Genomic DNA, 20194 nt, shown 5'->3' on the forward strand with positions numbered 1-20194 from the left:
GGAGGCTGGGTGCCAGGTGAGGTGGTATCGACCGACGCGGTGAACGCCGCCGCCGAGGAACGGCGCGCGCCGCCACCGCCCGACGTCCGGCCGCCCGAGCCCGACGACTCCGCCGCGCGGACGTCCAAGCCCCCCGCGCAGACGTCCGACTCCGCTACGCAGACGTCCAAGCCCGCCGCGCAGACGTCCGAGTCCGCCGCCCCGCCCGCCCAGCCATCGAGATCCGATGTTCCCCCAGCCAAAGGCCCAGGCGCCGCCCCGGACGCCGACGACGCGTCCGGGTCCGCCGTCCCGTCCAGGCCCACGCCGGCCACGATCCCGCCGTCCGCCGCCCGGGTGCGCCGCAGGCTCGCCAGGTTGGGCGCCCAGCGCGGCCCCGCTATGAACCCGGTACTCGAACCTCTGATCAAGACGGTCCGCAACACGCACCCGAAGGCGGACCTCCGGCTCATCGAGCGCGCCTACGACGTGGCCGCGCACTACCACCGCCACCAGAAGCGCAAGAGCGGCGACCCCTACATCACGCACCCGCTGGCGGTCGCCACCATCCTCGCCGAGCTCGGCATGAACACCGAGACGCTCTGCGCGGCGCTGCTGCACGACACCGTCGAGGACACCCCCTACACCCTCGACCAGCTGAGCGCCGAGTTCGGCGACGAGATCGCCGCCCTGGTCGACGGCGTCACCAAGCTCGACAAGGTCAAGTACGGGGAGGCCGCGGAGGCCGAGACCGTCCGCAAGATGGTCGTGGCGATGTCCCGCGACATCCGCGTCCTGGTGATCAAGCTCGGCGACCGGCTGCACAACATGCGCACGCTGCGCTACATGCCGCGGCACAAGCAGGAGAAGAAGGCCCGCGAGACCCTGGAGGTCTTCGCGCCGCTCGCGCACCGCCTCGGGATGAACACGCTGAAGTGGGAGCTGGAGGACCTCGCGTTCGCCACGCTGTACCCCAAGCGGTTCGACGAGATCGCCCGCCTGGTGTCCGAGCGCGCCCCGCGCCGCGACGTCTACCTCCAGGAAGTGATCGAGAACGTCTCCACCGACCTGCGCGAGGCCCGGATCAAGGCCACCGTGACGGGCCGGCCGAAGCACTACTACTCGATCTACCAGAAGATGATCGCGCGGGACGTCAGCTTCGACGACATCTACGACCTGGTCGGCATCCGGGTCCTCGTCGACAGCGTCCGCGACTGCTACGCCGCCCTCGGCTCGATCCACGCGCGGTGGAACCCGGTCCCCGGCCGGTTCAAGGACTACATCGCGATGCCGAAGTTCAACATGTACCAGTCGCTGCACACGACGGTGATCGGCCCCGAGGGCAAGCCCGTCGAACTGCAGATCCGCACCTGGGGCATGCACCGCCGCGCCGAGTACGGCGTCGCCGCGCACTGGAAGTACAAGGAGGAGACGGTCGGCGGCCGCAAGGCCGGTGACATGCAGTGGCTCCGCCAGCTCCTCGACTGGCAGAAGGAGACCGCCGACCCGGCCGAGTTCCTGGAGTCGCTCCGCTTCGACCTGTCGGTCTCCGAGGTGTTCGTGTTCACCCCGAAGGGCGACGTGATCGCGCTGCCGCAGGGCGCGACCCCCGTCGACTTCGCGTACGCGATCCACACCGAGGTCGGGCACCGATGTATCGGCGCCCGCGTCAACGGCCGCCTCGTCCCCCTCGAATCGACCCTCGACAACGGCGACACCGTCGAGGTCTTCACCTCCAAGTCGCCCGACGCGGGCCCGAGCCGCGACTGGCTCGGCTTCGTCAAGAGCGCCCGCGCCCGCAACAAGATCAAGCACTGGTTCTCCAAGGAGCGCCGCGACACCGCGATCGAGTCCGGCAAGGACGCCATCGCCCGCGCGATGCGCAAGCAGAACATGCCGCTGCAGCGGATGATGTCCGGGGAGGCCCTCCTCGCTCTCGCCCGCGACATGCGCTACCCGGACGTGTCGTCCCTGTACGCGGCCGTCGGCGAGAGCCAGGTCTCGGCGCAGCACGTCGTCCAGCGCCTCGTGGACGCGCTCGGCGGCGTCGAGAGCGCCGAGGAGGACCTCGCCGAGATCGCGCTGCCGACGCGCCGCAAGCGCACCCGCCCGGCGGGCGACCCGGGCGTCGTCGTCGCCGACGACCCGGACGTGTGGGTCCGGCTGTCGCGCTGCTGCACTCCCGTCCCCGGCGACGACATCGTCGGCTTCGTGACCCGCGGCCACGGCGTCTCGGTCCACCGCGCCGACTGCGCCAACGTCGAGAGCCTGAAGTCGCAGCCGGACCGCCTGATCGACGTCAAGTGGTCCCCGGGCGAGGACTCGGTGTTCCTCGTCGCGATCCAGGTGGAGGCCCTCGACCGCCCGCGGCTGCTGTCGGACGTGACCCGGGTCCTGTCCGACCAGCACGTCAACATCCTGTCGGCGTCGGTCACCACGACCCGCGACCGTGTCGCCGTCAGCCGCTTCACGTTCGAGATGGGCGACCCGAAGCACCTCGGCCACGTCCTGAAGGCCGTCCGCTCCATCGACGGCGTCTACGACGTCTACCGGGTGACCAGCGGCGCCCCTCGCTAGGAGCGCCGGGAGCAGAGAAAGGGGGCGGTCGCATCGCTGCGGCCGCCCCTTCTTCGTCGAGGTCAGTTCTCGGCGGGTTCGTCCTCGGGGATGACGTCGACGCCCGCCTCGGCGCGCTGCTCCGGGGTGATGGGGGTGGGCGCCGCGGTCAGGGGGTCGTGGCCGGACGCGGCCTTCGGGAAGGCGATCACGTCGCGGATGGACTCCTGGCGGGCGAGGAGCATGACCACCCGGTCCCAGCCGAACGCGATGCCGCCGTGCGGGGGCGGGCCGAACTTGAACGCCTCCAGCAGGAAGCCGAACTTGGACTCCGCCTCCTGCTTGGAGAGGCCCAGCACGTCGAAGACGCGCTGCTGCATCTCGGCGCGGTGGATACGGATGGAGCCGCCGCCGATCTCGTTGCCGTTCAGGACTAGGTCGTAGGCGTCGGCGAGGGCCGGGCCCGGGTCGTCCTGGAAGGTGTCGGCGAACTCGGGCTTGGGCGCGGTGAACGGGTGGTGCACCGACGTCCAGCCGATCTGCTCGCCCTTGTCGTCCTCGACCGGCTCGAAGATCGGCGCGTCCACGACCCAGACGAACTCCCAGGCGGACTCGTCGATCAGGCCGCGGCGGCGGCCGATCTCCAGGCGCGCGGCGCCGAGGAGCTCCTGGGTGGAGTGCCGCTTGCCGGCCCCGAAGAAGACCGCGTCGCCGGGGGAGGCGCCGGTCTTGGCGGCGAGGCCCTCCTTCTCGGCGTCGGAGAGGTTCTTGGCGACCGGGCCGCCGAGGGTGCCGTCCTCCTGGACGAGCACGTAGGCGAGGCCGCGTGCGCCGCGCGCCTTCGCCCAGTCCTGCCAGCCGTCCAGCTCCTTGCGGGTCTGGGACGCGCCGCCCGGCATGACGACCGCGCCGACGTACGGGGCCTGGAACACGCGGAACGACGTGCCGGCGAAGTACTCGGTCATGTCGGTCAGCTCGTTGCCGAACCGCAGGTCGGGCTTGTCGGAGCCATAGCGGGCCATCGCGTCGGCGTAGGTGATGTGGGGGATCGGGCGGGGGATCTCGTACCCGGCGATCTCCTTCCACAGGCGCGCCACGAGGTCCTCGCCGACCTTGAGGACGTCGTCCTGCTCGGCGAACGACATCTCGATGTCGATCTGGGTGAACTCGGGCTGCCGGTCGGCGCGGAAGTCCTCGTCGCGGTAGCAGCGGGCGATCTGGTAGTAGCGTTCGAGGCCGCCGACCATGAGGAGCTGCTTGAACAGCTGCGGCGACTGCGGGAGCGCGTACCAGTGGCCCGGCTGGAGCCGGACGGGGACGAGGAAGTCGCGGGCGCCCTCCGGCGTGGACCGGGTGAGGGTGGGCGTCTCGACGTTCACGAAGCCGTGCTCGCGCATCACCTCGTGCGCCAGGAACGAGGCCTCCGAGCGGACCTTCATCGCCCGCGCGACGCTCTCGCGCCGCAGGTCGAGGTAGCGGTACTTGAGGCGGATCTCCTCGTTGACGTTGACGTCGCCCTCGATGGGGAACGGCAGCGGCGCCGCGTCCGACAGCACCTCGATGTCGGCGGCGGCGACCTCGACCTCGCCGGTGGGCAGGTCGGGGTTCTCGTTGCCCTCCGGCCGCACGCGGACCTCGCCGACGACCTTGACGCAGTACTCGGCGCGCAGGTCGTGCGCGGTGTCCTCCTCGCGGAAGACGACCTGCGCGGTGCCGGAGGCGTCGCGCAGGTCGATGAACGTGACGCCGCCGTGGTCGCGGCGGCGGCCGACCCAGCCGGCCAGCGTTACCTGCTGCCCGGCGTGCTCCTTGCGGAGCGTCCCCGCCTCGTGGGTGCGGATCATTTGGAGAGCCTTTCCTTCAACGTCGTGGTGAGGTCGGTGAGCGGGACGGCGGTCTGCTCGCCCTCGGCCAGGTCCTTGACCTGGGCGACGCCGTCCGCGATATCTCGCTCCCCGAGGATCACGGCGTACCGGGCGCCCGAGCGGTCCGCGTCCTTCATGGCGCCCTTCAGCTTCTTGCCGCCGAACGCCATGTCGGCGGCGATCCCGGCGCGGCGCAGCTCGGCGACGAGCGCGAACACGCGCCGCTCGGCGGCGTCTCCGAGCGCCACGCCGAACGCCTCGCAGCGGGGCTTCGCGGCGAACGCGGGGCCCTCCGCGTCCGACGACTCGGCCTCCAGCGCGAGGATCGTGCGGTCCAGGCCGAGGCCGAACCCGATGCCGGGCAGGGGCGGGCCGCCGATGTCCTCCGACAGCCCGTCGTAGCGGCCGCCGCCGCCGATGCCGGACTGTGCGCCCAGCAGCGGGTGGTCGAACTCGTAGGTGGTGCGGGTGTAGTAGTCCAGCCCGCGGACGAGGGTGGGCGTGTCCTCCCACGCGATGCCGAGGTCGGCGAGCAGTTCCCGGACGCGGTCGTGGTGCGCCTTGCACGCCGGGCACAGGTGGTCGGCCATCAGCGGGGCGCCCGTGAGCTGCTCGCGCACCTTGGGGCGCTTGTCGTCCAGCACCCGCAGCGGGTTGATCTCGACGCGGGCGCGAGTGTCCTCGTCCAGGTCGAGGCCGCGCAGGAAGTCCTGCAGCAGGGCCCGGTAGGCGGGGCGGCACTCCTTGCAGCCGAGCGAGTTCAGCAGCAGCCGCACCCGGGTCAGGCCGAGGGACCGGTACCAGTTCCACGCGATCGCGATCGTCTCGGCGTCGACCTGCGGGTCCTCGCTGCCGATCGCCTCCAGGTCGAGCTGGTAGAACTGCCGGTAGCGGCCCTGCTGGGGGCGCTCGGCGCGGAACGCGGCCCCGGTCGTCCACACCTTCACCGGCAGCGAGCCCTTGTGGAGGTTGTTCTCCAGGACGGAGCGCAGCACCGACGCGGTGAATTCGGGGCGCAGCGTCAGCGACCGGCCGCCCCTGTCCTCGAAGGTGTACATCTCCTTGGACACCACGTCGGTGGACTCGCCGACGCCGCGCCGGAACAGGTTCGTGTCCTCGAACACCGCCAGTTCCAGGTAGCCGTAGCCGGCCAGCCTCGCCTGCTCGGCGAAGGCCTCCCGGATGGCGTAGAAGAGGTCCGCCCGCGGCGGCACGTATTCGCTGACCCCCTTGGGGGCCCGGAAGCTCGAACTCATGATCTTTTAGGTCAGAATCCCTTGTCAGGTCCGTCCGCGGGGACCGCCCGGTTCCCCAGGGGGGACGACCCCCCTGGACCCCCCGGCGAAAGCTCGCTCAGGAACGGATTGGTCGCGCGCTCGCGGCCGATTGTGGTCCGGTCGCCGTGCCCGGGCAGGACGGCCGTCTCGTCGGGCATGGTGAGGCACACCCGGGACAGGCTGGCGAGGATCTGCTCGTACGACCCGCCCGGCAGGTCGGTGCGCCCGATGGAGCCGGCGAACAGCAGGTCCCCGGTGAACATCACGTCCGGGACCTCCTGCGTCTTCGGCGTACGGAACGTCACCGACCCGGGCGTATGGCCCGGTGCGTGGTCGACGGTGAAGCTCATCCCCGCCAGCTCCAGCACCGCCCCGTCGGCCAGTTCGCGCACGTCGTCGGGCTCGGAGAGCTCCAGGCCGCCGAACAGCTGCTGCCCGGGGCCCAGCGACAGGCCCTTGGCGGGGTCGGTCAGCAGGTCGCGGTCGTCGGGATGGACGTAGGCCGGGACGTCCTTGGCGCCGCAGACCGGGGCCACCGACCAGACGTGGTCGAGATGGCCGTGCGTCAGCAGCACCGCGACCGGCTTCAGCCGGTGCTCGCGCAGGATCCCCTCGATCCCGGCCTCGGCGTCCTGGCCGGGGTCGATGATCACGCACTCCTCACCCGCGGCGGGCGCCACGACGTAGCAGTTCGCGGCGAACGATCCAGCGGGGAACCCGGCGACGAGCACGGTCGTCCTTCCTTAGAACCATCCCTGTGGGCGTGTTCGAGGGTACCGGCGCGGCCATGGCCACCGCGAACGAGATAGGGCGGCCGACGTGTCGCGGGCCCGACCCGCCGGGGCGCGGGCGGGCGGGAGGCGCTCCCTGAACGCGGAGGCGCTTTTACTGCCGGGTACCGCTACTATGCGCTGCACGTTCACCTGATCACACCGGAGAGGCGAGGCACGTGGCGGCGAAGGACCGCAAGAAGCAGCTCGCGCGGCAGCGCTACGAGCGCCAGCAGCAGCGGCAGGCGCAGGAGGCGGCGCGGGCGCGCCGACTCAAGATCATCACCGCCGCGGCGGTGGTGGCGGTCATCGTGGTGGGCGGCGCCGCGTTCATGGTGCTCAGCAAGGACGACAAGTCCACGGCGGCGGGGCCCAAGTGCACCTACAAGGCGGCCAAGCAGGACGGCGCGCCCCAGGGCATCGGCACCCCTCCGGGCAAGCCCGCCTACTCGGACGTCGTGCAGACGACGATGAAGACCAACCAGGGCGACGTGGAGATGCAGCTGTACGGCAGCAAGGCGCCGTGCACGGTGAACTCGTTCGCGTACCTGGCGCAGAAGAACTTCTTCGACAAGACCACGTGCCACCGGATGACGAGCGGCGGCCTGAACGTCCTGCAGTGCGGCGACCCGACCGCGAAGGGCACCGGCGGGCCGGGCTACCAGTTCGCCAACGAGAACACCGAGGGCGCCACGTACACCGAGGGCACGCTCGCCATGGCGCACAGCAGCCTGCCGGACTCCAACGGCAGCCAGTTCTTCATGGTCTACAAGGACTCGCAGCTCCCGCCGGACTACACGGTCTTCGGAAAGATCACCAAGGGGCTGGACGTGCTGAAGAAGATCGCCGCCGCGGGCTCGGACCCGAAGGGCGACGGCGCGCCCAAGAAGAAGGTAGAGATCCAGGACGTCACGATCGCCGGGAAATAGGCGAACGGGATACTAAGGTGTGGAGGGTCCGGCCGCCGTGAGCGCGTCCGGACCCGCGATTCAGGAGGCAAGGGTGTCCAGCGCGACCGATCCCTGGGGCCGGGTGGACGAGGACGGCACCGTCTATGTCAAGACGGCCGACGGCGAGCGGGTCGTCGGGTCCTGGCAGGCCGGCGCGCCCGAAGAGGCCCTGGCCTACTTCAAGCGCAAGTACGACGCTCTGGTCACCGAGATCGGCCTGCTGGAGCAGCGGGTCCGCACCACCGACCTGCAGCCGGCCCAGGCCCAGCAGAGCATCGACCGGCTCCGCGAGGCCGTCGCCGAGGCGCACGCCGTCGGCGACCTCGACGCCCTCCTGCGCCGCCTCGACGGCCTGTCCGAGCAGGTCGGGCGGCGCCGCGAGGAGGTCAAGGCCCAGCGCGAGCAGCACCGGCACGAGGCGCGCGAGGTCAAGGAGCGCATCGTCGCCGAGGCCGAGCGGATCGCGGTCGAGGAGACGCACTGGAAGAACGGCGGCGAGCGCCTGCGCCAGCTGGTCGAGGAGTGGAAGGCCGCCGACCGCATCGACCGGCCCACCGAGACCGCGCTGTGGAAGCGGCTGTCGTCCGCGCGCAACGCCTTCACCAAGCGCCGCAAGGCCTACTTCGCGACCCTCGACGACCAGCGCGAGGAGGCCCGGCGGGACAAGGAGCGCCTGGTCGCCGAGGCCGAGGCGATGTCGGGTTCCACCGACTGGGGCGAGACGGCCGCCGCGTACCGCGACCTGATGCGCCGCTGGAAGCTGGCCGGGCGCGCCTCGCGGGACGTCGAGGAGGACCTGTGGGCCCGCTTCAAGGGCGCCCAGGACACCTTCTTCCAGGCCCGCAGCGCCGCGTTCGCCGAGCGCGACGCCGAGTTCCGCGAGCACGCCGAGGAGAAGGAGAAGATCCTCGCCGAGGCGGAGCGGCTGCTCCCGGTGCGCGACGTCCGGCAGGCCCGGCAGGCACTGCGCGCGATCCAGGAGCGCTGGGAGGCCGCCGGGATGGTGCCGCGCGACCAGCGCGACCGGCTGGAGGGGCGGCTCCGCAAGATCGAGGAGGCCGTCCGCTCCGCCGAGGAGAACGAGTGGCGCCGCACCAACCCCGAGGCCCGCGCCCGCGCCGAGGCCACCGTCAACCAGCTGCGCAGCTCCATCGAGCAGCTGGAGAAGCGGCTCGGCAAGGCCCGCGAGGCCGGCCGCGCGAAGGACGTCAAGGAGGCCGAGGAGGCCCTCAGCGCCCGCCGCGCCTGGCTGGAAGAGGCCGAGCGCACCCTCGCCGAGTTCTCCTGACCTCCGAGCCGTCCTCTCCGCCGCTGGGCCGCTCTCCCGCTCTCTAGGCCGTGCGCCCCAGGAAGGCGAGCATGCGCGTCTGCTCGTCCGCGCCTCGCGGGGCGGGCAGGGGCGGGGCCAGGTGGCCCTCGGCCCGGAGCGAGGCGGCGACCACCTGGGCGGTGGCGAACGCGTGGTGGACGAGGTCGGGGTCCAGGCGGGCCGGCTGGCCCGTCGCCCGCGCCAGGTCCCAGGCGTGCACCAGCGGCTCCAGGATGTACCCCTCCAGGAAGTCGCCCAGGGGCAGCTCGCCCAGCCCGCCGAACGGGATGGGACGGTCCAGCGCGTCCGGGGTGAGGGACGCCGCGCACTCCTTGCGGGCGGCCCGCCAGCTCATCAGGACGTCGCCCGGGACGAAGCGCGCCGGGCCGGAGTTGACGTCCGGCTCGGGCTCTCCCGTGGCAAGCGCCCGGACCAGGAACTGGCCGCCGGTCACGTGCCCGGCGACGTCCCGGGCGGTCCACCCCGCGCAGGGCGACGGCGCGTCCCACCCGTCGCGGGGGACGCCGGCCACCAGGCCCTCGAAGAGGTCGAGGGCCCGGTGGTAGCCGCTGAGGTTGTGAGCCATGGTGGTCAGTGACCCGCGATCCGACGGCGCTGTCAAGCGCTATGGCGAAGCCTGCGGTCGCCCGATCACACGGCGGCGGCCCCGCGCTGCCGGAGCATCGCGTTCATCTGCGTGATCTCCGCCTGCTGCCCTTCGACCATCGTGCGGGCCAGCCGCCGCACCCTCTCGTGCCCGGTGCGCTCCAGCACCGCCCGCGCCATCCCGACGCCGCCGCGATGGTGGGCGATCATCAGTTGCAGGAACAGCACCTCGGCGGCCCGGCCGGAGGCCTTCTCCAGGTCGGCGAGCCGGCCGCGCGGCGCCATGCCCGGCATCGCGGCCGCGCCGCCGCCGTGGCGGCCGCCGTGACCGGACATCCAGCGCATGCGGCCGGACGGATCGGTCTTCGGCAGGTCCCACTCGTCCAGCCAGGCCGTCATCATGCCGATCTGGGCGGACTGTGTGTTGATGATGTCGTAGGCCAGCAGCCGCGTCTCGGGATCGTCCGTGCGGTCCCTGACGATGAACGACATCTGCACCGCCTGGGCGTGGTGAGCGCTCATGTCGCGGGCGAACCCGGCCTCGGGACCGTCCGTGCCGGGCCGTTCCGAGCGGGATACGGCGAGCGCGACCAGGACGGCGCCGGCGAGCAGCACCAGGACCGCGAGGACGACGGTGGCGCGCCGCCCCCGCGGCGCCGCGGGGGCGGCGCTCACGGGGTGTCCTTGCCGCCGGAGCAGGCCGCGCCCGGCTCGGGGGTCTGCGGCCCCTTCACGAAGGACCGCAGGAACCGGTCCACGCGCGGGTCGTCGGCCTTCTGGACCCGGACCTGCCGGCCCCAGGCGGTGAGCGTGATGGGCGAGCCCTGGGCCGGGTAGGGGCTGAGCATCGTGTAGTCGGTGGCGCCGACCTTGCCCTTGAGCGCTTCGAGCTGGTCCGCGGCGAGGCCGGGGCGGTAGGTGACCCAGACGGCGCCGTGCTCCAGCGAGTGGACGGCGTGCTCGTTCCGCAGCGGCGCGCCGTAGACGCGGCCGTCGCAGTTCTGCCAGACGGGGTTGTGGTCGCCGCCCATCGGCGGATCGGTGTCGTACTTGACGGCGCCGCCGACGTGGCCGCGGCCGAAGCCGTCCTTCGTCACCAGGCCGGGCAGGGACTCGTCGGCGGACGACCTGGTCTGCATGAACGCGAAGCCGATGGCGACGACCGCCACCAGGCCGATCACGGTGAAGAACGCGATGCCTCCCCACGGGACCTCGCGCTGGGTCAGCGCGTTCTTGGGAGGGCTCTTCCTGGCGCTGTTCTTCGTGGCGCTGTTCTTCGTGGCGCCGTTCTTCGTGGCGGTGTTGCCGCGCGCGTTCTTGTTGCGGGCGCTCTTGGACATGCGGGTGTCCTCTCAGGGGTGCTGTAGGTCGGTACGGACAGGAGGCGGCGCCGCATCGGCAGAAGGGCGATGCGGGCGCGCGAAACGGCCGTGGGGCCGGTCCGTCTACAGCCGGAGAACCTGGAGGGAGGGCGAGAACGCGAGGACGAGCCCGGCGCCGGACGGCGGGGAGAGCGTCCAGCCGAAACGGGCGGGCAGGCGGGAGAGGGGCCTGCGCAGGCCGGCGGCCAGGGCCAGCAGGACGAGGGTGAACAGGACGGCCAGGCACAGGCACGCGTTCATGGGAACGTGAGCCGGAGCCTTCACCGGAGAGAGGGACGCAGCGCCCTGCGCAGGGCTGTGAGAGCCCTGGAGCGCCGATGCCCCGGCACCCGCGTCACCGTGGCCCGTGAAGGCCCAGGGGGCGCCGACGGGAACGCTCACGGCGTGCTGGGTGCAGATCCGCGGCGGCGGCGCGTGGCCCAGCCCGTAGCTGAACACCAGGCCGCCCACGACGAACAGCGCCACGAGCAGACCTGCCGGCCCGTGGCGCGGTCGTGGGGCCGTAGCGGACACCGTCACTCTCCTGATCGCGCCTTCCGGGCTGTTCCAACGCCGCGGCCGCCGTCCGGGTTCCCGCCCGCCGTGCTCCCGCGCGGCCCCCGCCGCGGACGTCCGGGACCGTCCGAGCCGCGAGATAGTGTCGGAGCGTGACCAGCAGGACGGAATCGGGCGAGCCGGAGGGCCTCTTCGACGCTCCGGAGCGGGACGGGGGCGACGCGGTCCCGGCGGACGCGCGGTCGGAGCCGCCGGCGGCGCCCGCCCGGGGCGGCGCGGAGCAGCCGCTCGCCGTCCGCATGCGCCCCCGCTCCCTGGACGAGGTCGTCGGGCAGGGCCACCTGCTCGGCGCCGGCACGCCGATCAGGCAGCTCGTCGACCGGGACGTGCCGATGTCGCTCGTGCTTTGGGGCCCGCCGGGAACCGGCAAGACGACCCTGGCCACCGTCGTCAGCCATGTCACCTCCCGCCGCTTCGTGGAGATCTCCGCGGTCAGCGACGGCGTCAAGCGCGTCCGCGCCGAGATCGACCTGGCGCGCCGGGAGCTCGGCATGACGGGGCGCCAGACGGTCCTGTTCGTCGACGAGGTGCATCGCTTCAACAAGGCCCAGCAGGACGCCCTGCTGCCCGCGGTGGAGAACCGCTGGGTGTCCTTCATCGGCGCCACCACCGAGAACCCGTTCTTCTCCGTCATCAGCCCGCTGCTGTCGCGCTCGCTGCTGCTCACCCTGGAGCCGCTCGGCGAGGACGACCTGCGCGAGGTGATCCGCCGCGCCCTCACCGAGGAGCGCGGGCTGGACGGCGCGGTCGCCCTCGACCCCGCCGCCGAGGACCACCTCGTCCGGCTGGCCGGCGGCGACGCCCGCCGCACCCTCACCTACCTGGAGGCCGCCGCGCTCGTCGTCGACGAGGGCGCGACCATCGACGTCGACGTACTGGAGAAGGCCGTCGACCGGGCCGCCGTCCGCTACGACCGCGAGGGCGACCAGCACTACGACGTCATCAGCGCGTTCATCAAGAGCATCCGCGGCAGCGACGTCGACGCGGCGCTGCACTACCTGGCCCGCATGATCGAGGCGGGCGAGGACGCCCGGTTCATCGCCCGGCGGCTGATCGTGCACGCCAGCGAGGACGTCGGCATGGCCGACCCGACCGCGCTGCAGACCGCGGTCGCCGCCGCCCAGGCGGTGGAGTTCGTCGGCCTGCCCGAGGCCCGCATCAACCTGGCCCAGGCCGTGATCCATCTCTCCCTGGCGCCGAAGTCCAACGCCGTGATCAGGGCGGTGGACGGCGCGCTCGGCGACGTCCGCAAGGGCCTCGCCGGGCCCGTCCCCGGGCACCTGCGCGACGCGCACTACAAGGGCGCCGCGAAGATCGGGCACGGGCAGGGCTACAAGTACGCCCACGACCACCCCGGCGGCGTGGTCCGGCAGCAGTACGCGCCCGACGCCGTGGACGGGCGGGAGTACTATCGCCCCACCAGGCACGGCGCCGAGGCGCGGTTCACCGAGGTCCTCGCGCGGATCCGCTCCGTGCTGCGCGGCACCGCCGACCGGCGTTGATCGATCTTCCCCGGCCGGTGCTCCCGCCATGGGGCCTGGTGGACCGGTAAGGTCTGTCAGGCCATGCCCGGCCCCGTGCCGACCCCACGCGAACGGAAAGCCCTGATGCTCACTGGTGGACAGCTAGCAGCCCTCATCGTGGCGGTGTTCTGGGCGGTGCTGGTCTCGTTCATCGCGCTCACCCTGCTGAAGCTCTCCCGGCTGCTCGGCGAGGCCAGCGAGCTCGTGCACGACATCGGCGACCAGGCCGGCCCGCTGATGGACGACATGGCCCGGACGGTGAAGCGCGCGAACGAGCAGCTCGGCCGCACCGACGTCATCACCAAGCAGGTCGCGGGCGTCACGCAGAACGTCTCGGCCGTCACCACCGTGATGACCTCGGTGGTCGGCGGGCCGCTGGTGAAGGCCGCCGCCTTCTCCTACGGCGTCCGCAAGGCCCTCGGCGGCCGCGACGGCGAGGGGCGCGCCGCGTCCGGCCGCCCGGAACTGCAGGCCCGCTCCTCGGGTAAGGGGCGCAGATGAGGCGGCTGTTCTGGCTCTCGGTCGGCGCGGGCGCCGGCGTCTACGCCACGCACCGCGTCAAGCGGCGCGTGGAGCGGTTCACGCGCGCCCTGTCGCCCGAGAGCGTCGCGGCGCGGGCCGTGTCGACCGGGCAGGGCGCCGGCGAGCGGTTGAGGCTTTTCGCCTCCGACGTCCGTACCGAGATGCGGGCCCGCGAGGAGGAGCTGCGCGAGGCCGTCCGCATGGACCAGGCTCCGCCGGACGGCGGGGGACCGCCGTCCCGCCGCGTGCTCAAGGCGAGATACACGATCATCGAGAACGACAAGGATGGCCACTGATATGGAGTCGGCAGAGGTCGCACGCCGCTTCCTCGGATTCTTCGAGGAGCGCGGGCACACGGTGGTGCCCTCGGCCAGCCTGGTCGCCGAGGACCCGACCCTGCTGCTGGTCAACGCCGGCATGGTCCCGTTCAAGCCGTACTTCCTCGGCCAGCGCACCCCGCCGTCCCAGCGGATGACGAGCGCCCAGAAATGCGTGCGCACCCCCGACATCGAGGAGGTCGGCAAGACCACCCGGCACGCCACCTTCTTCCAGATGCTGGGCAACTTCTCCATCGGCGACTACTTCAAGGAGCAGGCGATCCCGTTCGCCTGGGAGCTGCTGACCCGGCCGCGGGCCGACGGCGGCTTCGGGTTCCCCGAGGACAAGCTGTGGGTCACCGTCTTCCACGACGACGACGAGGCCCTGAACATCTGGCACGACAAGGTCGGCGTCCCCCTCGACCGCATCCAGCGGCGCGGCATGGAGGACAACTTCTGGTCGATGGGCGTCCCCGGCCCGTGCGGCCCCTGCTCGGAGATCTACTACGACCGCGGCCCCGAGTACGGCCGCGAGGGCGGCCCGGTCGCCGACGAGGACCGGTACCTGGAGGTCTGGAACCTCGTCTTCATGCAGTTCGAGCGGGGCCCCGGCGAGAGCAAGACCGACTTCCCGATCCTCGGCGACCTGCCGGCCAAGAACATCGACACCGGCATGGGCCTGGAGCGCATGGCGGCGATTTTGCAGGGCGTCGACAACATCTACGAGACCGACACCCTCTGGCGGGTCCTCGACCGCGCCGCCGGGCTGACCGGCACCGCCTACGGCCGCGAGCACCGGGCCGACGTGTCGCTGCGCGTCGTCGCCGACCACGTCCGCAGCGGGACGATGATGGTCGCCGACGGCATCCGCCCCGGCAACGAGGGCCGCGGCTACGTGCTGCGCCGCATCCTGCGCCGCTCCATCCGCAACCTGCGCCTGCTCGGCGGGCAGGACGCCGGCCTCATGCACGAGCTGACCGCCGTCGCGATCAATGCGATGGGCGAGCAGTACCCCGAGCTGGTGCGCACCGCCGCGAACATCCACACGGTCATCGACGCCGAGGAGGACTCCTTCCTCCAGACGCTGCGCACCGGCACGGCGATCTTCGACACCGCCGTCGCGGACACCAAGCGCTCCGGCGGCGCGACCCTGGCGGGCGAGCAGGCGTTCAAGCTGCACGACACCTACGGCTTCCCGATCGACCTCACCCTGGAGATGGCGTCCGAGCAGGGCCTCCAGGTGGACGAGGACGGCTTCCGCCGGCTCATGAAGGAGCAGCGGGACCGCGCCAAGAAGGACGCCCGCGACAAGAAGACCGGCAACCTCGACGTCTCCGTCCTCGACGAGCTGCTCACCGGCGCCGGCGGCAGGGTCGACTTCACCGGCTACGGCAGCCTCGCCGGCGACGCCCGCCTCGTCGGGCTGCTGGTGAACGGCGCCAACGCGCCCGCCGCCGGGGAGGGCACCGAGGTCGAGGTCGTCCTCGACCGCACCCCGTTCTACGCCGAGGGCGGCGGCCAGCTCGCCGACCACGGCGTGATCCGGTTCGGCAACGGCGCCGTCGTCGAGGTGACGGACGTGCAGGCGCCCCTCGCCGGGCTCATCGTGCACCGCGGCCGGGTCCGCAGCGGCGAGGCGCAGGCCGGCGACACCGCCTACGCCGAGGTCGACGTGGAGCGCCGCCGGGCGATCTCCCGCTCGCACACCGCGACCCACATGGTGCACGCCGGGTTCCGCCGCGCGCTCGGCGAGTCCGCCGCGCAGGCCGGGTCGGAGAACTCGCCCGGCCGGTTCCGCTTCGACTTCACCGCGTCCGGCGCCGTCCCCGCGAGCGTGCTGCGGGACGTCGAGGACGAGGTCAACGAGGTCCTGGTCGGCGACCTGGACGTGCGCGCCTTCCACACCTCGATCGACGAGGCCCGCGCGATGGGCGCGCTCGCGCTGTTCGGCGAGAAGTACGGCGACGAGGTCCGGGTGGTCGAGGTCGGCGACTACTCCCGCGAGCTGTGCGGCGGTACCCACGTCGCCCGCAGCGGCCAGCTCGGCCTGGTCAAGGTGCTGGGCGAGTCGTCCATCGGCGCCGGCGTCCGCCGCGTCGAGGCGCTGGTCGGCATCGACGCGTTCCGGTTCCTGGCCCGCGAGAGCGTCCTCGTGGCGCAGCTCGCCGAGCAGATGAAGACCCGCAAGGAGGAGCTGCCCGAGCGCATCTCCGGCGTGGTCACCCGGCTGCGCGACGCGGAGAAGGAGCTGGAGAAGCTCCGCTCCCAGCAGGTCCTCGCGATCGCCGGGTCCCTCGCCGACGGTGCCAAGGACGTGGGCGGCACCGCGTTCGTGGGGCACCGCGCCCCCGACGGCACCGGCGCCGACGACCTGCGCAAGCTGGCCGTCGACATCCGCGGCCGGCTCACGGCGCGCCCCGCGGTCGTGATGGTCGCCGGCGTGCCGAAGGACCGTCCCGTCGTCGTCATCGCCGTCACCCAGGGCGCGCGCGACCGCGGCCTCAAGGCGGGCGCGCTCGTCGGCCTGGCCGCCAAGGCGCTCGGCGGAGGCGGCGGCGGCAAGGACGACCTCGCTCAGGGAGGCGGCGCCAACCCCGCCGCCATCGGCGATGCCCTCGCCGCCGTCGAGCAGGCAGTAGGGGCCGCGTGAGCCCGGCACGACGGGGCAGGACGAACGCCCCTCGCCACCGGCCAGCGGAGGCGAGGGTATGAGAACGGGCGTGCGGCTGGGGGTCGACGTCGGGAGCGTTCGGGTCGGGGTCGCGCGGTGCGATCCCGGGGGGATCCTCGCGTCTCCGCTGGAGACGGTGAAGAGCGGCAAGGGGGACGTCGACCGGCTCGTTGAGCTGGTCGGCGAGCACGAGGCGATCGAGGTGGTCGTCGGGCTGCCCACCTCGCTGTCGGGCCGGGAGGGCCCGGCGGCGCAGGCGGCGCGCAGGTTCGCGGCAAGGCTCGCCGACCGCCTTCCCCCGGAGACGGTCCGGCTGCACGACGAGCGGCTCACCACCGTCACCGCCGAGAGCGGTCTGCGGGCCGGGGGAGTGCACGGCCAGGCCCGGCGCAAGGTGGTCGACCAGGCCGCCGCGGCGGTCCTGCTCCAGGCGGCCCTCGACGCGGAGCGGTTGACCGGACGCCCCCCAGGGGAGATCGTTCAGGGGAGCTCATGAACGACTTGGACCTCTTCTCCGATCCGTACGGCGACGGTCCTCCGCGCGAGGAGCCCTACGGCAGGCGCGACCAGCGGCGCCGGCGCAAGCGGCAGAAGCGCCGCAAGCGCAGCGGGCGCGCCGCGGCGCTGTTCGCGATGGCGTTCCTGGTTGCGGTGTTCGGCACCGGCGGCGTCCTCGGGTTCGCGTGGCTCGACAACAAGTGGAACCCGCCGGACTACAAGGGCGAGGGCTCCGGCAAGGTCACCGTCCAGATCAAGGACGGTGCGACCGGGTCGGTGATCGGCGCGACGCTGGAGCAGCACAAGGTCGTCAAGAGCTCCCGGGCGTTCGTGAAGACCTACAACAAGGAGACCCGCGCCTCCAGCATCCAGCCGGGCTTCTACCAGCTGCGGCTGCGGATGTCGTCGGCCGCGGCGGTGGCGCTGCTGCTGGACCCGAAGTCGCGGGCCGGGAACCAGATCGTGATCCCCGAGGGGCGCCGGGCCGTCGAGGTCTACGAGCTGCTGGCGAAGAAGACCGGCATCTCCGTCAAGGAGTTCCAGGCGGTGGCGAGGCGGCCGAAGAGCCTGGGGCTGCCCTCCTACGCGCGGGGCAAGATCGAGGGGTACCTGTACCCGGGCCGCTACGACCTGGATCCGAACGGCACGGCGGAGCAGATCCTCAAGGAGATGGTGGGGCGCTTCAACAGGGAGGCCGAGAGCGTCGACCTCGTCGGCAAGGCGCGCAAGGCGCGCATGAACCCGGCGACGGTCATGACGCTCGCCAGCCTGGTCCAGGCCGAGGGCGGCAAGCCGAGCGACCTGCCGAAGATCTCCCGGGTCATCTACAACCGGGTCGAGAAGGGCATGAAGCTGCAGTTCGACACGACGGTGCTGTACGCGCTGAACGAGCGGCGGCTCACCGTCACCGAGAAGGACCTGCAGACCGACTCGCCCTACAACACCTACCTGCACCCGGGTCTGCCCCCCGGCCCCATCTCCAACCCGGGGCCGGACGCGATCGAGGCGGCGCTGACCCCGGCGGAGGGGACGTGGCTGTACTTCATCGCCACCGACCCGACGAACAAGGTCACCAAGTTCGCCACGACGGAGCAGGAGCGGCAGGCGATCGAGAAGGAGTTCCGGGCCTGGCAGAAGGCGCACCCGGGCCAGTGACAGACACGACGGGGCACCGCGCCGCGGTGCTGGGGTCGCCGATCGCGCATTCGCTGTCGCCGGTGCTGCACCGGGCGGCGTACGCGGCGATGGGGCTGGACGACTGGTCCTACGACGCGGTCGAGTGCGGCGAGGACGGTCTGGCCGCGCTGCTGGACGGGCTCGGGCCCGAATGGGCGGGCCTGTCGCTGACCATGCCGCTCAAACGCGTCGCGCTCGGCCTCGTGGACACGGTCTCCGACCTCGCGGTGAAGGTCGGCGGCGCGAACACGATCGTCCTTCGGGACGGGCGGCGGCACGGCGACAACACCGACGTGTACGGCATCGAGACCGCGCTCGCCGAGGCGGGGCTGAAGGCCCCGGCCACGGCGCTGGTGCTCGGCGGCGGCGCGACCGCCGCGTCCGCGCTGGCCGCGCTCGCCGGGCTCGGCACGCGCGAGGCCGTCCTCGCGGTCCGCACCCCGGAGCGCGCCGCCGGCGCGGCCGGGGTGGGGGAGCGGTTCGGGCTCGCGGTCCGGGTCGTGACGCTCGACGAGGCGCCGGCGCACCTCCCGGCGGAACTCGTGGTGTCGACGCTCCCGGGGCGGGCCGCCGACGCGTACGCCGGGCCGGTCGCCGAGTCCGGCGCGGCGCTGTTCGACGTCGTGTACGCGCCGTGGCCCACGGCGCTCGCGGCGGCCGTCGAGCGGGCGGGCGGCACGGTCGTCGGCGGTTTCGACATGCTGCTGCACCAGGCCGTCCGGCAGGTGGCCCTGATGACCGGCCGCGACGACGTGCCGGTGGAGGCGATGCGCGCCGCGGGCGAGGCGGAGCTCGCCCGCCGCGCCTGACCCGCCTCAGGGCGGCGCCCGCTGGGCGCGGCGCCGCTTCACCGACTCGTCGACGCTGGTGAGGACGATGGGCAGGATCACGCTCAGCCAGAAGTCCTTCCAGCCCCACAGCCCCACGGCGACGCCGAGCGAGCTGCCGGCGCACACCAGGCTCAGCAGGAACGCCGCCCAGTGCCGCTGGGCCAGCCCGACCGGGTCGACGAGGCGGCGGTGCGGGAGCAGGTCGGCCAGCGGACGCTCCCGGGCGTGGGCGCGCTGCACGACCATCGCGTCCGGCAGCCAGTGCAGGACGTCGGCGGTCCCGGCGAGGGGGGTCCGCGATAGCGCGACCAGCGTCTCCAGCCGCCACCACAGCGTCCACAGCGACGTGCGCCCACTCCCCGGGTAGCCGTTCCAGCGCGGGTCGGCGACCTCCCCGCGCACCAGCGTCCGGAACGCCTGGGCGACGGTCGGCCCGTGCGGGCCGCGCGGGTCGCGCAGCAGCGCGGTGAGCGCGATCGGCAGCCCGTAGTGCCAGAGGGCGAGCCGCCACACCGGCTCCGGCCCGCGTTCCGGCGCGGCGCACGGCGAGACGCCGTAGGTCTCGATCCACGTGTGGTCGTCGTCGGGGTCGAGGTGCTCCAGCAGCCAGTCGTAGGCGTCCAGCAGCCGCTCGGTCCGCAGGCACGGGCGCGCCTCGGCCAGCGTCACCAGCGCGAAGGCGGTGTGCGTGACGGTGGGCAGGGACGTCTGCGTCGGGCCCCAGGCGGGGCGCTGCGCGGTCCGGTCCGCCGTCAGCCATTCGACGCCGCGGTCGACGGCCGGGTCGTAGGGGTTGAGCTCGCTGAGCGCGCGGAGCGCGAGGCACGTCAGCCACACCCGGGACGGGCAGCCGCGCAGCGAGCCCCATCCGCCGTCGGGGTTCTGGTTGCGCAGCAGCCACCGGTAGGCGCGCGCCAGGTCGGGGGCGTCGTCGCGCAGCTCGCAGCGGGCGCGGGCGAGGAACCGCGCGATCCAGCCGGTCGCCTCGACCACCGGCATGCCGAGGCTGGTCTTGGTGGCCCAGCCGCCGTCGCGCAGCGGGTCGTCGGACCGGGTCTGCCGGGCGGCGAGGAGGGCCAGGCCGTCGTCGAAGTACTCGAACGCGCGCCCCGCCTCGGCGAACGCCATCAGCCCGAGGGCGGTGGCGGTGGTGCCGGGTTCCGGCCGCGCGAGCTCGTGGTACCAGCCTCCGCCCGTGCCGAGCGCGGGCGCGTAGGTGTCGCGCAGGACGTCCAGCGACTCGTTCAGCCGGGCGTCGAGGACCGCCATGTCGATGACGGGGACGGCGGCGCGGCCGCGCCTGGCGGTGGCGCGGGACGGGCGGGGCGCCGGGGAGGGGAGCGGGGACATCTGGTTCACGGTTCGGCCTTCTGCTGTTGTTGTTCCCGGCGGGCCGGGATTTGTACCC

18 protein-coding genes are annotated in these 20194 nt (G+C 72.7%); 10 read left to right on the forward strand and 8 right to left on the reverse strand.

Annotation, left to right across the window (positions count from 1 at the left end):
• Positions 1 to 9 precede the first annotated feature (9 nt).
• Positions 10 to 2556: a RelA/SpoT family protein gene (locus K4S16_RS42310; RefSeq protein ID WP_375708367.1), complete on the forward strand. Its 2547-nt coding sequence runs from the start codon at positions 10 to 12 to the stop codon at positions 2554 to 2556.
• A gap of 62 nt (positions 2557 to 2618) precedes the next feature.
• Here K4S16_RS42310 and aspS read toward each other — a convergent pair whose 3' ends face one another.
• The 3 genes from aspS to K4S16_RS42325 are packed head-to-tail and all read right to left on the reverse strand — an operon-like array spanning position 2619 to position 6408.
• Positions 2619 to 4379 carry an aspartate--tRNA ligase gene (aspS, locus tag K4S16_RS42315; RefSeq protein WP_149264746.1) on the reverse strand — a complete coding sequence of 587 codons (1761 nt, stop codon included), beginning with the start codon at positions 4377 to 4379 and terminating at the stop codon, positions 2619 to 2621.
• Positions 4376 to 5656, reverse strand: a complete 1281-nt coding sequence (gene hisS / locus K4S16_RS42320; protein ID WP_149264747.1) for a histidine--tRNA ligase — start codon at positions 5654 to 5656, stop codon at positions 4376 to 4378. Before hisS ends, aspS begins: the two co-directional genes overlap by 4 nt.
• 11 nt (positions 5657 to 5667) lie before the next feature.
• On the reverse strand, positions 5668 to 6408 hold the full coding sequence (locus K4S16_RS42325; protein WP_149264748.1) for an MBL fold metallo-hydrolase: 741 nt from the start codon (positions 6406 to 6408) through the stop codon (positions 5668 to 5670).
• A gap of 218 nt (positions 6409 to 6626) precedes the next feature.
• Here K4S16_RS42325 and K4S16_RS42330 point away from each other — a divergent pair, with 218 nt between their 5' ends.
• Together K4S16_RS42330 and K4S16_RS42335 are read left to right on the forward strand one after the other, a co-directional pair.
• Positions 6627 to 7376 carry a peptidylprolyl isomerase gene (locus K4S16_RS42330; protein ID WP_149264749.1) on the forward strand — a complete coding sequence of 250 codons (750 nt, stop codon included), beginning with the start codon at positions 6627 to 6629 and terminating at the stop codon, positions 7374 to 7376.
• A gap of 73 nt (positions 7377 to 7449) precedes the next feature.
• Positions 7450 to 8685: a DUF349 domain-containing protein gene (locus K4S16_RS42335; protein ID WP_149264750.1), complete on the forward strand. Its 1236-nt coding sequence runs from the start codon at positions 7450 to 7452 to the stop codon at positions 8683 to 8685.
• 43 nt (positions 8686 to 8728) lie between these two features.
• Here the strand turns inward: K4S16_RS42335 and K4S16_RS42340 are convergent, their stop codons facing one another.
• The 4 genes from K4S16_RS42340 to K4S16_RS42355 all read right to left on the reverse strand — a co-directional run bounded on the left by K4S16_RS42340 (position 8729) and on the right by K4S16_RS42355 (position 11207).
• On the reverse strand, positions 8729 to 9292 hold the full coding sequence (locus K4S16_RS42340; protein ID WP_149264751.1) for a TIGR03086 family metal-binding protein: 564 nt from the start codon (positions 9290 to 9292) through the stop codon (positions 8729 to 8731).
• A 65-nt stretch (positions 9293 to 9357) separates the two neighbouring features.
• On the reverse strand, positions 9358 to 9987 hold the full coding sequence (locus tag K4S16_RS42345) for a DUF305 domain-containing protein (RefSeq protein WP_149264752.1): 630 nt from the start codon (positions 9985 to 9987) through the stop codon (positions 9358 to 9360).
• Positions 9984 to 10652, reverse strand: a complete 669-nt coding sequence (locus tag K4S16_RS42350) for a DUF3105 domain-containing protein (protein ID WP_149264753.1) — start codon at positions 10650 to 10652, stop codon at positions 9984 to 9986. Before K4S16_RS42350 ends, K4S16_RS42345 begins: the two co-directional genes overlap by 4 nt.
• Before the next feature lie 105 nt (positions 10653 to 10757).
• Positions 10758 to 11207, reverse strand: a complete 450-nt coding sequence (locus K4S16_RS42355) for a hypothetical protein (RefSeq protein ID WP_149264754.1) — start codon at positions 11205 to 11207, stop codon at positions 10758 to 10760.
• Positions 11208 to 11488: 281 nt separating this feature from the next.
• Between K4S16_RS42355 and K4S16_RS42360 the strand changes: the two genes are divergently transcribed.
• The 7 genes from K4S16_RS42360 to K4S16_RS42390 all read left to right on the forward strand — a co-directional run bounded on the left by K4S16_RS42360 (position 11489) and on the right by K4S16_RS42390 (position 18765).
• The gene (locus tag K4S16_RS42360) at positions 11489 to 12751 is read left to right on the forward strand and encodes a replication-associated recombination protein A (protein WP_200842443.1); all 1263 of its coding nucleotides are present in this window, start codon (positions 11489 to 11491) and stop codon (positions 12749 to 12751) included.
• Between the two features lie 105 nt (positions 12752 to 12856).
• Complete coding sequence (locus K4S16_RS42365) at positions 12857 to 13273, forward strand: DUF948 domain-containing protein (protein ID WP_149264756.1); 417 nt, start codon at positions 12857 to 12859, stop codon at positions 13271 to 13273.
• The gene (locus K4S16_RS42370) at positions 13270 to 13590 is read left to right on the forward strand and encodes a hypothetical protein (RefSeq protein ID WP_149264757.1); all 321 of its coding nucleotides are present in this window, start codon (positions 13270 to 13272) and stop codon (positions 13588 to 13590) included. The genes K4S16_RS42365 and K4S16_RS42370 overlap by 4 nt, the downstream gene beginning before the upstream one ends.
• 1 nt (position 13591) lies before the next feature.
• Positions 13592 to 16261 (forward strand): alanine--tRNA ligase, encoded by a 2670-nt coding sequence (alaS, locus tag K4S16_RS42375; protein ID WP_149264758.1) that lies wholly within the window; start codon positions 13592 to 13594, stop codon positions 16259 to 16261.
• 58 nt (positions 16262 to 16319) lie between these two features.
• Positions 16320 to 16778 (forward strand): Holliday junction resolvase RuvX, encoded by a 459-nt coding sequence (gene ruvX, locus K4S16_RS42380; protein WP_149264759.1) that lies wholly within the window; start codon positions 16320 to 16322, stop codon positions 16776 to 16778.
• The gene (gene mltG, locus K4S16_RS42385) at positions 16775 to 17935 is read left to right on the forward strand and encodes an endolytic transglycosylase MltG (protein WP_149264760.1); all 1161 of its coding nucleotides are present in this window, start codon (positions 16775 to 16777) and stop codon (positions 17933 to 17935) included. The genes ruvX and mltG overlap by 4 nt, the downstream gene beginning before the upstream one ends.
• On the forward strand, positions 17932 to 18765 hold the full coding sequence (locus K4S16_RS42390) for a shikimate dehydrogenase (RefSeq protein WP_149264761.1): 834 nt from the start codon (positions 17932 to 17934) through the stop codon (positions 18763 to 18765). Before mltG ends, K4S16_RS42390 begins: the two co-directional genes overlap by 4 nt.
• A 6-nt stretch (positions 18766 to 18771) precedes the next feature.
• On the opposite strand, the gene K4S16_RS42395 is transcribed toward K4S16_RS42390, so the two are convergent.
• Positions 18772 to 20136 carry a prenyltransferase/squalene oxidase repeat-containing protein gene (locus tag K4S16_RS42395; protein ID WP_149264762.1) on the reverse strand — a complete coding sequence of 455 codons (1365 nt, stop codon included), beginning with the start codon at positions 20134 to 20136 and terminating at the stop codon, positions 18772 to 18774.
• Positions 20137 to 20194 lie beyond the last annotated feature (58 nt).

The organism is Actinomadura sp. K4S16 (genome assembly GCF_008327685.1).
GTDB lineage: Bacteria > Actinomycetota > Actinomycetes > Streptosporangiales > Streptosporangiaceae > Spirillospora.

Bases quoted from the DNA above. Each gene is read 5' to 3' on its own strand.
- ruvX (WP_149264759.1), top strand. From the start codon at position 16,320: ATGAGAACGGGCGTGCGGCTGGGGGTCGACGTCGGGAGCGTTCGGGTC.
- K4S16_RS42365 (WP_149264756.1), top strand. From the start codon at position 12,857: ATGCTCACTGGTGGACAGCTAGCAGCCCTCATCGTGGCGGTGTTCTGG.
- aspS (WP_149264746.1), bottom strand. From the start codon at position 4,379: ATGATCCGCACCCACGAGGCGGGGACGCTCCGCAAGGAGCACGCCGGG.
- K4S16_RS42370 (WP_149264757.1), top strand. From the start codon at position 13,270: ATGAGGCGGCTGTTCTGGCTCTCGGTCGGCGCGGGCGCCGGCGTCTAC.
- K4S16_RS42360 (WP_200842443.1), top strand. From the start codon at position 11,489: ATGCGCCCCCGCTCCCTGGACGAGGTCGTCGGGCAGGGCCACCTGCTC.
- K4S16_RS42340 (WP_149264751.1), bottom strand. From the start codon at position 9,292: ATGGCTCACAACCTCAGCGGCTACCACCGGGCCCTCGACCTCTTCGAG.
- hisS (WP_149264747.1), bottom strand. From the start codon at position 5,656: ATGAGTTCGAGCTTCCGGGCCCCCAAGGGGGTCAGCGAATACGTGCCG.
- K4S16_RS42395 (WP_149264762.1), bottom strand. From the start codon at position 20,136: ATGTCCCCGCTCCCCTCCCCGGCGCCCCGCCCGTCCCGCGCCACCGCC.
- alaS (WP_149264758.1), top strand. From the start codon at position 13,592: ATGGAGTCGGCAGAGGTCGCACGCCGCTTCCTCGGATTCTTCGAGGAG.
- mltG (WP_149264760.1), top strand. From the start codon at position 16,775: ATGAACGACTTGGACCTCTTCTCCGATCCGTACGGCGACGGTCCTCCG.
- K4S16_RS42350 (WP_149264753.1), bottom strand. From the start codon at position 10,652: ATGTCCAAGAGCGCCCGCAACAAGAACGCGCGCGGCAACACCGCCACG.